The following is a 13088-nucleotide window of genomic DNA, read 5'->3' as shown; positions in this document are numbered from 1 at the left end:
GCGTATCATGTGGTATTTCGCATGGATCCTTGGCCTGCCTCTGGCCGCCGGTTTCGCCGTCCTGAACGCCATGTGGCTTGAGATGGACGAGGACCGCCGCACCATTCGCGGCGAAGACCCGAACCCGCAGCGGAACAAGGTCTAGGCAGATCGGAAGGGCCGCCCCGAACCGGGCGGCCCTTTTTCTTGCGGCGCCTCAGCGCAGGTTGTCGACCACCGGCGCGCGATAGATCCGCAGCGCCGGGATCAGCGCCAGCAGGCAGCCCAGCCCCAGAAGCGTCGCAGCCATCCGCAGCTCGGTCCAGCTGAGGCTGGCGGTCATCGCCACGCCCGTCGCCTGCGAGATCAGCATTGTCGCGATGGCCGAGGCGGCCCAGCCCAGCGGCAGGCCCAGCACAGCCCCGGCCAGCATCATCGCGCCGACATACAGCCAGACGCTGGCAAAGACATACCCGGCCGAGGCCCCCAGCGCGCGCAGCACGGCAAAGCGCTGGCGTTGCAGATCCAGCACCGCCAGCATCCCGCCAAGGATCGCGCCGACGACCAGCACCTGCGCGGCCAGCGTCAGCCATGACATGACGCGGGTCGCGCCGCCCATGATGTCGTAAAGCTGCACCAGCGTTTCGGCGGGAAAGAAGGCGGTGGACTGCGCCGTGCGATATTCCGACCGCATCCCGTAAGCCCCGGCCAGCGTCTTGGGCTTGACCACCAGCGCGGGCAGGCCGGGCAGCAGCTTGGGATCCCATGGCGGGCCGATGCGCGGATCGCCCGGCGCGTGGCCCGTCCCCATGACATGCGCGTTCCAGATATATTCGACCGGCACCACCACCGCCTTGTCCCATGGCGTGCCCGTGGGCTGCATCCGGCCCGTGACGGTCACCGGCTCATGGCCGTGCGCATGGTCATGCTCATGCGGCTGGGCATGGTCGTGATCGTGATCGTTATCGGCGCCTTGATAGCTGTCGGCATCGCCGCTGCCATCGGTCATGTCATCGGCATGGCCATGGCTGATCTGCAGCGTCTGGCCGATCCTGACATCCACCAGCGCGCCCACCACGGCCTGATCCATGGCGGCAAAGACCTGACCCTCGGCCAGCCCGTCGCTGAGATAGGTGACGAACTGGGCCGTGGTGCCGATCACCGGCGAATCGCGATAGCTGTCGCCAAAGGCCACCGGCGCCACGAAGCGGGCATTGTCGTCGTGCAGCAGCTGATCCACGACCGCGCCGGGCAGCAGCTCGACCGCCGTCGGGCGCAGATAGACGGTGGACAGCAGGATGTCGGTCTGGCTGCCCGGTGCGGCGACGATCAGATCAAAGCGATCCGCCGCGCGGGCCGAGCCCTGACGCAGCGCGCGTTCCTGCACGCTGATGGCAATGCCAAGCGCTACGGCCAGCGCGATCAGCAGCGAAAACAGGATCACGGTCAGCGGGTTGCGGGACAGGCTGGCGCGGACGATGGGAAGCGGGTTCATGCGACCTCGACGGGTTGGCCGCGCATCAGGTGCAGGCGGCGGTCGGCCAGCGCGATCAGCGCCGGATCGTGGCTGGCGGCGATGACGCTGCGGCCTTCGTCGCGCGCCAGCGCCAGCAGGACATGTCCGACCGTCGCGCCGGATGCGCTGTCCAGACTGGCCGTGGGTTCATCGGCAAAGATCACCGCAGGTTGCATCAGCAGCGCCCGCGCCAGCGCCACGCGCTGCTGTTCACCCCGCGACAGAACGGCCACGCGCGCCCGTTCCGGAACGCCGAAACGCGCCAGCAATTCCTGCGCGCGGGCGCGGTGGCGGCCTGCGCGGAACGCGCCCAGCCACGCAGGGACCAGCACGTTGTCCACGGGCGAAAGTTCGGGGATCAGATGGAAATCCTGAAAGACCAGCCCGGCGCGCCGCCTGCGCCAGCGGTCGCGGGCGGCTTCGGGCAGGCGGGCCAGATCGGCATCATCCCAGCGGATGCTGCCCGCCTTGGGCTGCAACAGCCCGGCCAGCAGATGCAGCAGCGTTGTCTTGCCCGACCCCGACGGGCCGGTCAGCACGGTGAACTGCCCCGGCGGCACGTCCAGCGCGGCGATGGAAAACAGTGTCTCGCAGCCAAGATCGTGCCGCAGATCGGCAAGCCGCAAATGCGCCGCCATCACAGTTTCTGATATTCGGTGCCGCGCAGGCGGATGAAGCTGACGAAGCCGGTCTTTGGGTCGGTGTCAAAGCCGGTTTCAAACGTCCCCGAGGCGCGGATCAGGTCGGTATAGCGCACTGGATCGACCGGGGCATCGGTCAGGGCCAGCACGATGTCGTCGGGCCATTGCGCTTCGTTTTCGCAAAACGGGCAGACGGACATCGGCAGTTTCGTCAGCACGAAGAAGTCGATCTCGGGCTTCAGGGGCGGGGCCATATAGCCGATCATCTGGACCTGCTTGCCGTTCAGCGCCTGAGCCTGCGGCGTCAACTGACGACCACGCACATACAGATCACGGAATTTCAGGGGTGTGGGTGCAGCCAGCGCCGGGACGCCCAGCAGGGGCAGCGCAAGGCCTGAAGCAAGGAAATGACGGCGTTTCATCCTGCGTTCCTGTCTTGAAAGGGGAAGCCGCCGGAGATGCTCCGGCGGCCTTTGTCGCATCGGATGCGGCGTGTCAGTTCTGATCAGCCGCCGCGCGGTTCGCCATGTCGGTGGCATGGGCGATGACGTGATAGATCAGGTTCTGTTCGACGACGCCGTGGAACAGATGCGCCCACGGCCCCTGCGCGAAGATCGCCACATCGTCGCCGGCATGGGTTTCGCTTTCGCCCAGCGGCACCAGCGCCTGCTGCAGGAAGTCGATATCGGTGGTGTCGACGCCGGACAGATCCGCGCGGGGTTCGTCCAGTTTCGCGCCCGGACCGTTCATATAGCCCAGCGTGGTATAGGGCTTGTTGTCATCGCCGGTGCCCGCGATGCCAAGGATCGGGTTGTTGCGCTTGGGATAGCCCGCGATGGAAAAGACGTGGCTGTGATCGGCGGTCAGGATGACCAGCGTTTCTTCGGGATTGATCTTTTCAAACACTGCATCGACGGCTTTGGCGACGGCGATGGTGTCGGTCAGCGCGCGGGCGGCATTGCCTGCGTGATGGGCGTGGTCCACGCGGCCACCTTCGATCATCAGCACATAGCCCTTGTCGTTCTTGGACAGAACGTCCAGCGAGGTGACGGCCATTTCCGCCAGCGAGGGCTCGCCTCCGGCATCCTTTTCGCGGTCGGCGTCGTATTGCATGTGGCTGCGGTTGAACAGCGCAAACACCTTGTTGGTGTTTTCAAGGTTCAGCGCGTCGAAGCCTTCCTTGTTCCAGACATAGGCACCGTCATTGTGCTTGGCCTGCCATTCGGCGATCAGATCACGGCCATCGGTGCGCGAGCCGGTCTTGGTCTCATCCTCGGGGTCTTTCTGCTCGGTGGTCATGAAGTTGCCGCGACCGCCGCCCATGACGACCTCGAACCCGTCACCGGCAGGCCAGTCGATCAGCTGTGCGGCGATGTCCTTGCAGCCGTTCTGCACGGCTTCCTCGGTCAGGTCGGCATTGCTTTCCCAGTCGCGGCCCGCGACCTTGGCATAGGTGGCGGCAGGCGTCGCATGGGTGATGCGGGCGGTCGAGACGATGCCCGTCGCCAGACCGGCAGCTTCGGCCTGTTCAAAGATCGTGGTGACTTCCGCACCTTTTTGGCTGGCGCAGACATCGGGCTGGATCGCCTGCGTCACGCCGATGGTGCCGTTGACGGATTTCACGCCCGAGACCATGGCGGTGGCGGTCGGCGCCGAATCCGCGACCTGCGCGTCATGGGTATAGGTCTTGGACAGCGCGACATAGGGCAGCAGGCGTTCAAACGACAGGCTGTTCGATTCCCCGTCCACGCCACGAAGCTGGCCTTCATAGATGCGCGAGGCGGTGATGGTCGGGATCGACAGGCCGTCGACGACGAACAGAACGACGTTCTTGGCGCGGCCGGTATTCGGCTCATCGGCGATCTTGCGGGCCAGTTCGGCCTGCGCGGCGGTGTAATAGCTGTCTTGCGACTGCATGACGGTTTCCTGAGCCATCGCGGCCGAGGCGATGCTCAGCACGGATGCGCCAAGGGTCAGCGAGCGGAGGATATGGGCCATGGACTGTCCTTCCGAATTATGGGGGGCTGGTTTTCTATCGGGGCCGATCTAGTCGGCTTGTGTAACGTCGCCGTGAAAGGCGGGACGCAAATCGCCCCGCCACAGACAAACCTGTCAGATCAATGCGCTGCAAGAAGTTCGGGCACGGACAGCAGGATGAATTCGTTATTCGCGGCCTTGCCGATCTCGCGCCCGCCCGAGAAGGGCAGGTTGTTGTCATTGGCGACGATGATGTGGGTGTCATCGACGCGCATGACATCTTCGATGGTCTGGAACGGGAAGGTGAAGGGGCCTTCTGCGGGCTTCATCCCTTCGGGTGCTTTGCCGTCGGGATCGGCGATGTTCATCAGGTCGATATGGCCGATGCGGCGGATATAGCCCTCGGCGTCGCGGTCGGCGGTGTCGACCAGAACGATGTTCTTGACCTTCGCGGGCATCGGATAGCAGGCCGAGGTATCGGTCGCACCTTCGGCACAGGCCAGCGCGGCATCGCCTTCGCCCGCATCGCGTTCGATCACCAGCGCACGGGTGGCGTCGATGAAGTTGAAATCGCCGATCGCCACCGCGCCCTCGGCCAGCTTGAAGCGGAAGCTATCGCCGGTCCAGTCGGCCGAGGCGGGATCGAAGGTCATCACGCGCAGGAAATCGCCCTCGGGCGTGCCGTCATCGCCCAGTAGCGGCTTTTCCAGCATCGCCCACAGCAGGTTGGTGTCCGGCTGCAGCGCCATGCCCTCATACCCGCCCGAGCGCTGGACGCGGAAATCCTTGCCCGGCGCCGCCGGAACCACCGTGCCGGGCGTGTCGGGACCGTTCAGCGCCACGCCGTCCAGCATGGTCTGATGCACCGAGATCACCCGGCCATCGGCGGTAGCGCGGATGATATAGGGGCCGAATTCATCGCCGATCCAGATTTCGTCATTCAGGACCTGAATGCTTTCCGGGTCGAAATCCGCGCCGGTCAGATAGCGGCCTTCGGTGCCTTCATAGGCGATGCGGAAGGGCACCTTGTGGTCAGGGTCGCGCAGAAACACGGTTTCCAGCCGCTGGACCTTGCCGGTGGTGAAATCGGGGTTCATGCGGTGAAAGAACAGCAGGGCGTCGGGGCTGTTGATCTTGGAGCCGAAGCCGTTGTCGGTCAGCGTATAGATGCTGCCATCCTCGGCGCGGTTCATGGCAAAGCCCGACATGCCCTGCACCGGCTGCCCGATGAAGGGCAGGGACAGGTCGGTGGGGTGGTTGCCATAATTCTTGCCGGTATCGGCTGGCGCGCTCATCGCGCTGTCGTTGCGGGTCTTGCCGGTGAACTTGCCCGACAGCCACGCATCGCGCGGCGCGTCGGCGGGCGGGGTCACCAGGGTCAGCGCGGGCAGCCAGGCATGGCCGGCCAGCGTAGCGGGAAACGTCTCTTCTGCATGGGCGGGCAGGGCGGCACATGTGGCAAGCAGGGCAAGGGTAAGGCGCATCTTCGGCTCTCCTGAGGCATGAATTCATGCCCGGCGGTAGCAGCCCAGTTTGACAGAAAGATCAGGAATGTATGAAGAAAATGTGCAGATTCAGCCGGTTCAGATCACCACCACGCCCGAATGCTTGGCCTTGTGTTCCGGTTCGACATGGATCGAGATCATCGCCTCGGGCAGCCTGCGTTTCAGCGCCGCCTCGATCCGGTCGCAGATTTCATGCGCGGCGTTGACGCTGATCGTGCCGTCGACGACCAGATGAAAGTCGATGAAGGTCTTTGGCCCGGCATGGCGGGTGCGGATGTCATGCGCCTCGATCGCGCCGGTCGCGTGATCGCTGATGATGCTGCGGATTTCCTGCAGCGTGGGCGCATCCACCGCCTCATCCATCAGCCCCGACAGCGAGGCGGTCATCACCTTCCAGCCCGACCACAGGATGTTCAGGGCGACCAGCGCGGCCAAAGCCGGGTCCAGCACGGCCCAGCCGGTGACGATGGCCAGCGCCACGCCGATCACCACGCCGACCGAGGTCACCACATCCGACAGCAGATGATGCCCGTCCGCCAGCAGCGCGGGCGATTTCAGCAGCCGCCCACGCGTGATCAGCACCCAGCACCAGATGCCGTTCAGCGCGCTGGCCGCCATGTTGATCGCCAGACCGCCCAAAGGCGCATCCAGCATCCGCGGGTTCTGAAAGCCATGCCATGCCTCGCGCAGGATCAGCAGGGCGGCGACGATGATCATCACCCCCTCCAGCACGGCGCTGAAGAATTCCGCCTTGTGATGGCCCCAGGGATGTTCGCGGTCTGCGGGGCGGGCGGCGATGCGGATGGCGATCAGCGCCGCCAGCGCGGTCGCGACATTGACGATGCTTTCCAGAGCGTCCGACATCAGCGCGACCGATCCGGTCAGCCGCCATGCCAGCGTCTTCAGGCCCAGAACGACCAGCCCGATGACGATGCTGCCAATGGCGATCCGTTCGGTGCGGGACAGGCGCATGGGGCCTCCTTTGCGAATCCTTGCAGGCTTTCTAGCCCGGTGCGAATGCCGGGCCAATGCCTTGCGCCCGCGCGCGCCATGGGCGACACCTTGGCCATTGGCGGGGGACGCGATGGAACTGCACGAGCTATTGGCCCGGGACTGGCGCTTCAGCCGCAGCGCCTCGACCGGCGAGCGCTTTACCGGCACGGCCCGCTTTGCGCCCGCCCCGGACGGCACGCTGCACTATCACGAGGAAGGGCGCATCACCTTTCAGAACGGCGCCAGCTCGATGTTTTTCCGCGACTATGTGTATCGCGTGCAGAATGACAGGCTGACCGCGTTTTTCAGCGACATGCGGCTGTTTCACGCCGTCACGCTGTCGCGGCGGGGCGATGTCTGGCAAGGGGCGGGGCATCATCTGTGCATCGCGGACGATTACGACACAACCTATCTGATCGCGCCGGATCGCCTGCGGATCACCCATGACGTGGCCGGACCGAAAAAGGCCTATCGGCTAGAGACGGAATATCGCCCGGCATAGCGGGTTGCATCTGTGCCGCAAGCGTCTGATCTTGGGACAGATCATATCGGGAAAATCGGTGACACACTCACGGGCCGTGCGCGCCTTTCTGGGCGGCTTGGCGCTGCTGATCATCTTCGCTTTCATGCCAAAGTTCGGGCGGTTCGTCGCCTCGCCTGAATGGATCGTGAGAAGCATGAAGCCGGTGATTTATGCGGCGATTGCTGGGGCCGTTGCGTGGCTGGTCCTTGTCGCCTTGCTGCCGCGTGATGCCGTGCCGGCAGGCAGCCGCCGCATCCATCCCTTGCTGCTGAGCCCGGTCCTGTTCTTGGCAGGCGGTCTGGCGGCCTATCAACTGCCCTATGCGGCCGCTTGGTTGGCGGGCCGGCCCATAGGCATCGTGTTCACGGTCAAAGACCTGCCTCAGCGTGCCACAAGATGTCCCCGACCAATACGGTTGCATCCGGCAGGTTGGCTGTGCAGCTTTCCCGACAGCCTGCGGGACACGCTGTATCCGGGGGCGCAGATCGTGGTCTTTGGCAAGGGCACGCGCATGGGCGTTCTGGCCGAGCGGGTCGAGATCTTCGATGCCAAGATCTTCCAGCAAAGGCGCCTCGACCGGATCGAAACCGACCATCCCAATTGAAAAGGGGCCTTGCGGCCCCTTTTGGTTTATTCGGCAGGCACGGCGGCCAGATCGTCGACATCCGCGATGGGATGTTTCAGATGCGGCAGCATTTCCTTGGGGCAGATCTGCAGGAAGTTGGCCCGCTCATCGTTCCAGTGCTGCAGGATCTCGGCCGCGCGCTGCGAGCCGGTTTCCTGCTGGTGCCGGACGATCAGCGAATGCAGCTGATCTTCCCAATGCGCCTGCGTCACCGGGCACATCACCAGCGTTTCCGCGTTGATATAGTCGCGCGCCAAGCCTTCCGGGTCATACAGATAGGCCATGCCCCCGGTCATCCCCGCGCCGAAGTTCGCGCCGATCCGGCCAAGGATCACCGCCACACCGCCGGTCATGTATTCGCAGCCGTTGCTGCCGCAGCCCTCGATCACCACGGTCGCACCCGAGTTCCTGACCGCGAAGCGTTCGCCCGCGCGGCCCGCCGCAAACAGGTAACCATCGGTTGCGCCGTAAAGCACGGTATTGCCGATGATCGTGTTGTCCGCCGCCGTCAGGGGCGAAGCCATGGGCGGGCGCACGGTGATCGTGCCGCCCGACAGGCCCTTGCCGACATAGTCGTTGGCGTCGCCCGAGACCTCGATCTTCAGACCCGGCGCCGCGAATGCGCCCAGCGACTGGCCCGCGCTGCCGGTCAGACGCACCGTCAGATGGTCGGATTGCAGCTTATTGCGCATCCCGAAGGTCTGCACGATCATCGAGCTGGTGCGCGTGCCGACCGTCCGCAGGGTGTTTCTGACCGCATAGGACAGCTGCATCTTTTCGCCATCGCTGAAGAAGCGGCTGGCATCGCGGATGATTTCCGCATCCAGCGTATCGGGCACGGCATTGCGCGGCTTCGAGCGGTCATAGACGATCTTGTCCGACCCATCGACCGTGATCAGCAGCGGGTTCAGGTCCAGATCGTCCAGCGACTTGTCGCCCCGGCTGACCTGCGTCAGCAGATCCGCGCGGCCGATCACCTCATCCAGGCTGCGCGCGCCGATGCCCGCAAGGATCTCGCGCACCTCGGTCGCATAGAAGGTGATCAGGTTCACCACCTTGTCAGCCGAGCCGGTGAACATCGCGCGCAGCTTTTCATCCTGCGTGCAGACGCCCACGGGGCAGGTGTTCGACTGGCACTGACGCACCATGATGCAGCCCATGGCGATCAGCGCGGCGGTGCCGATGCCGAACTCCTCGGCCCCCATCATCGCGGCCATCACCACGTCGCGGCCGGTGCGCAAGCCCCCATCGGTGCGCAACGTCACCCGGTCGCGCAGCCGGTTCATCGCCAGAACCTGATGCGCCTCGGTCAGGCCCATCTCCCAAGGCAGACCGGCGAATTTGATCGAGGTCGCCGGGCTGGCGCCCGTGCCGCCGTTATGGCCCGAAATCAGGATCACATCGGCCTTGGCCTTGGCCACGCCCGCCGCGATGGTGCCCACACCTGACGAGGCCACCAGCTTCACCGTGATCTTGGCGCGCGGGTTGATCTGTTTCAGGTCATAGATCAGCTGCGCCAGATCCTCGATCGAGTAGATGTCATGGTGCGGCGGGGGCGAAATCAGCGTCACGCCCTTGGTCGAATGCCGCAGCCGCGCGATCAGATCGGTGACCTTCATGCCCGGAAGCTGGCCACCCTCGCCGGGTTTCGCACCTTGCGCGACCTTGATTTCCAGCTCTTCGCAGGCGTTCAGATATTCCGCCGTGACGCCAAAGCGACCCGAGGCGACCTGCTTGATCTTGGCGCAGGGGTTGTCGCCATTGGGCAGCGGGTGGCTGTGCGCCGGATCCTCACCGCCCTCGCCGCTGTCGGATTTTGCGCCGATGCGGTTCATGGCGATGTTCAGCGTCATATGCGCTTCGGGCGACAAGGCCCCCAGCGACATGCCCGGCGTCACGAAACGCTTGCGGATCGAGGTGATGCTTTCGACCTCTTCGATCGGCACCGGCTTGCCCAGCGGCTTGATGTCCAGAAGGTCGCGCAGATGGATCGGCGGGTTCGCCCGCATGGTCGCGGTGAACTGCTTCCAGATGTCATAGGATGCCCGGTCGCAGGCCATCTGCAACATCTTCATCGTATTGGCTTCCCAAGCGTGCTTTTCGCCCGAACGCCGCGCCTTGTAGAACCCGCCCACCGGCATCAGTTCGGTCACGGCGGCGTGGAAGCCGCGGGCGTGGATGTCTTCAAGCTTGGCCTGCAGGCCATGCAGACCCATGCCGGAAATGCGCGACTGCATGCCGGGGAAATATTCCGCGACCATGGCCCGCGACAGACCCACGGCCTCGAAGTTCAGACCACCGCGATAGGACGACACGACCGAGATCCCCATCTTGGCCATGATCTTCAGCAGACCGGCGTCGATGGCATCGCGATAGTTGCGCATGTTTTCGATCAGCGCGCCGCCCAGCAGCCCGCGCTCGATGCGGTCGGCAATGGTGTCCTGCGCCAGATAGGGGTTCACCGTCGTCGCGCCGCAGCCGATCAGCACCGCGAAATAATGCGGGTCGATACATTCCGCCGAGCGCACGTTGACCGAACAGAAGGTCCGCAGCCCCTTGCGCGTCAGCCAGCTATGCACTGCGCTGGTCGCAAGGATCATCGGCAGGCCGATGCGGTCGGGACCGATGTTTTCGTCCGACAGCACCAGATGGCCTGCGCCCGAGCGCACGGCGTCCTCGGCCTCGGCACGGATGCGGGCCAGAGCCTCCCCCATGGCTTCTGTCCCGGCACCGTCGGCAAAGGTGCAGTCGATCTGCGTGACCGCATCGCCGAACATCTGCATCATCTTGCCGAATTCGGCATTGGCCATGAACGGGCTTTCCAGCACCAGAATCTCGGTCTGGGCGCTGGATTCGTCCAGCACGTTCTTCAGGTTGCCAAAGCGCGTCTTCAGCGACATGACGCGGGTTTCGCGCAGGCTGTCGATCGGCGGGTTGGTGACCTGCGAGAAGTTCTGCCGGAAGTAATGCGACATGGGCCGATACTGGCCCGACAGCACCGCAGGCGGCGTGTCATCGCCCATCGAGGCCAGCGCTTCCTTGCCGTCCTCGGCCATGGGGGCCAGCATGTTCTCGATCTCTTCGATCGTATAGCCCGCCGCGATCTGGCGCTGGCGCAGGTCCTCGCCGTCAAAGACGGTTTCTTCGGGCAGGTCGCGCATCACCTCGGACAGTTGCACGACTTTTTCGATCCATTCGCCGAAAGGCTGGCTGGAGGCGAGGTAGTCCTTGATCTCGCGGTCGTGGAACAGTTTGCCGGACTGCATGTCCACGGCGATCATCTGACCCGGCCCCAGCGCGCCCTTTTCGCGCACGCTGGTTTCGTTCACCGGCACCATGCCCGCTTCCGAACCGGCGATCAGCAGGTTGTCGCCCGTGATGACATAGCGCAGCGGACGCAGCCCGTTGCGGTCCAGACCGCCGCAGACCCAGCGGCCATCGGTCATCGCCAGCGCGGCGGGGCCGTCCCACGGCTCCATCACAGCGTTGCAATAGGCATACATGTCGGCCCAAGCCTTGGGCATGTCGGTCGTGGCCTTGGACCACGCCTCGGGGACCAGCATGGTCTTGGTCATGGGGGCATTGCGCCCCGAGCGCACCATCACCTCGAACACGGCATCCAGCGCCGCCGAATCCGACGAGCCGCCGGGGATGATCGGCTTGATATCCTCGGCCATTTCGCCAAAGGCGCGGCTGGCCATGCGGATCTCGTGGCTTTTCATCCAGTTGGTGTTGCCTTTCAGCGTGTTGATTTCGCCGTTATGGGCCAACATGCGGAAGGGCTGGGCCAGCCACCATTGCGGGAAGGTGTTGGTGGAATAGCGCTGGTGATAGATGGCAAAGGCGCTTTCGAACCGCTCATCCTTCAGGTCGGGATAGAATTCCGCAACCTGTTCGGCCAGCATCATGCCCTTGTAGATGATCGACCGGCACGACAGCGAGGCGAAGTAGAGCCCGCCGATCTGTGCGGCGATGGCCGCTTTTTCGATGCGGCGGCGGATGATGTACAGCTCACGCTCGAACTGTTCCTGATCGATGTCCTTTTCGCAGCGGATCAGGATCTGTTCGATCTCGGGGCGGGTGGCATTGGCCTTTTCGCCCAGCACGCTGGTGTTCACCGGCACATGCCGCCAGCCATAGATGTAATGGCCCATGCGCAGAACTTCGGATTCCACGATGGTCCGGCAGGCTTCCTGCTGGGCAAAGTTCGTGCGGGGCAGGAAGGCCTGACCCACGGCGATCAGCTTCGACTGGTCGGGTTCATGGCCGGTGCGGCGCACCTGATCGTAGAAGAAGCGCACCGGGATCTGCACATGGATGCCCGCGCCGTCGCCGGTCTTGCCATCGGCATCGACCGCGCCGCGGTGCCAGATCGCCTTCAGCGCGTTGATCCCGGCCTCGACCACCTTGCGGCTGGATTGGCCGTCCAGATTCACGACCAGACCGACGCCGCAGGACGAATGTTCGTCCTCGGCACGGTACAGCGAATGCTTGTCCATCCAGTCGCGGCGGGCTTCTTCCTGTTGTTGCCAGTCCATCAGCTGCGTGCCTCCTTCAAAAGCTGCCTAGGGGTGCCGGCGGGGCCGTGCACCATCTGCAGGTCGCAATCATATTCCGGCTTGGTCGATCCGAAGCCGGGCTGTCCGGGGAACGAAAACGTCACCGGGCTGTCATTCGTGCTTTCCCGTCTGCCGGTCCAGTCGCTGGACTGCTCGATCCCGCCATAGAAGCGGCCCTGAGCGCGGCTGACGAATTGCTGGCCTTCGCGTTCGATCAGAACGTCGCCGGCCTCGCTGTAGGTGGTCAGCTTGAAGCGCGTCACCTCAAGCGGAACGCCGTCGATCTGGACCTTTTCGCCGGTCAGGTCGTCCTGCCCGACATGGTGCAGCCGTTCGCCGGTATTGCTGCGGGTCCAGAAATCGAAACTGTCCGTGCCGGTCTGCAGCAGCGTGCTGAACGAGGCGTGGTCCTTGGCGTCGTCTTCCAGCGTGTCGACGATGCCATCGCGCAGATTGGTGCTTTCCATCCAGCGCGTTTCCTTATCGATCCGCGACTGGTAGGTCTGCCCCTCGGGCGTGAAATAGGTCACCCACTGATCGCCCGGCGCATCGCCCGAGCAGCGGTAATGCTGGGCCACGGTGCAGCTGCGGTTCTGGATCGTCAGTTCCAGACGGCAGCCTTCGGGCGGGATGAAATCGGCGGCGAGCGCCGGCAGGGCCTGACAGGTCAGCAGGCCCGCCGCCACGGCAAGGGGCCATGCCCGCAGCCATGCCCGCAGTCCCGCCGCGCGCGGGCCAGGCCGGGTGCACGGATCGTGCATCGCGGTCAT

11 protein-coding genes are annotated in these 13088 nt (G+C 64.5%); 3 read left to right on the top strand and 8 right to left on the bottom strand.

What is annotated here, in order from left to right; all coding sequences use genetic code 11:
- The first annotated feature begins 7 nt into the window (after positions 1-7).
- The gene (gene cydX, locus GL284_RS00385) at positions 8-145 is read left to right on the top strand and encodes a cytochrome bd-I oxidase subunit CydX (protein ID WP_155042671.1); all 138 of its coding nucleotides are present in this window, start codon (positions 8-10) and stop codon (positions 143-145) included.
- A gap of 51 nt (positions 146-196) precedes the next feature.
- On the opposite strand, the gene GL284_RS00380 is transcribed toward cydX, so the two are convergent.
- From GL284_RS00380 to GL284_RS00355, 6 genes are all read right to left on the bottom strand, one after another.
- A complete protein-coding gene (locus GL284_RS00380) occupies positions 197-1474 on the bottom strand; it encodes an FtsX-like permease family protein (protein ID WP_155042670.1) in 1278 nt (425 codons plus the stop codon).
- The gene (locus GL284_RS00375) at positions 1471-2133 is read right to left on the bottom strand and encodes an ABC transporter ATP-binding protein (protein ID WP_155042669.1); all 663 of its coding nucleotides are present in this window, start codon (positions 2131-2133) and stop codon (positions 1471-1473) included. The genes GL284_RS00380 and GL284_RS00375 overlap by 4 nt, the downstream gene beginning before the upstream one ends.
- A complete protein-coding gene (locus GL284_RS00370) occupies positions 2133-2558 on the bottom strand; it encodes a hypothetical protein (RefSeq protein WP_155042668.1) in 426 nt (141 codons plus the stop codon). The genes GL284_RS00375 and GL284_RS00370 overlap by 1 nt, the downstream gene beginning before the upstream one ends.
- Positions 2559-2631: 73 nt before the next feature.
- The gene (locus tag GL284_RS00365; protein ID WP_155042667.1) at positions 2632-4134 is read right to left on the bottom strand and encodes an alkaline phosphatase; all 1503 of its coding nucleotides are present in this window, start codon (positions 4132-4134) and stop codon (positions 2632-2634) included.
- A gap of 119 nt (positions 4135-4253) precedes the next feature.
- Complete coding sequence (locus tag GL284_RS00360) at positions 4254-5597, bottom strand: esterase-like activity of phytase family protein (protein WP_155042666.1); 1344 nt, start codon at positions 5595-5597, stop codon at positions 4254-4256.
- 99 nt (positions 5598-5696) lie between these two features.
- Positions 5697-6590 (bottom strand): cation diffusion facilitator family transporter, encoded by an 894-nt coding sequence (locus GL284_RS00355; protein ID WP_196216691.1) that lies wholly within the window; start codon positions 6588-6590, stop codon positions 5697-5699.
- A gap of 112 nt (positions 6591-6702) precedes the next feature.
- Between GL284_RS00355 and GL284_RS00350 the strand changes: the two genes are divergently transcribed.
- The gene (locus tag GL284_RS00350) at positions 6703-7113 is read left to right on the top strand and encodes a DUF6314 family protein (RefSeq protein ID WP_155042665.1); all 411 of its coding nucleotides are present in this window, start codon (positions 6703-6705) and stop codon (positions 7111-7113) included.
- Between the two features lie 58 nt (positions 7114-7171).
- The gene (locus GL284_RS00345; protein WP_155042664.1) at positions 7172-7738 is read left to right on the top strand and encodes a hypothetical protein; all 567 of its coding nucleotides are present in this window, start codon (positions 7172-7174) and stop codon (positions 7736-7738) included.
- A gap of 26 nt (positions 7739-7764) precedes the next feature.
- Here the strand turns inward: GL284_RS00345 and gltB are convergent, their stop codons facing one another.
- Entirely contained in the window at positions 7765-12297 is a 4533-nt protein-coding gene (gene gltB, locus GL284_RS00340; RefSeq protein ID WP_155042663.1) for a glutamate synthase large subunit, read from the bottom strand.
- On the bottom strand, positions 12297-13088 hold the full coding sequence (locus GL284_RS00335) for a hypothetical protein (protein WP_230382891.1): 792 nt from the start codon (positions 13086-13088) through the stop codon (positions 12297-12299). Before GL284_RS00335 ends, gltB begins: the two co-directional genes overlap by 1 nt.

The sequence above is a fragment of the Paracoccus shanxieyensis genome, assembly GCF_009711265.1.
GTDB lineage: Bacteria > Pseudomonadota > Alphaproteobacteria > Rhodobacterales > Rhodobacteraceae > Paracoccus > Paracoccus shanxieyensis.
The sequence above is the reverse complement of the archived record's forward strand: the minus strand, read 5'-3'. Positions and strand labels throughout refer to the sequence as shown.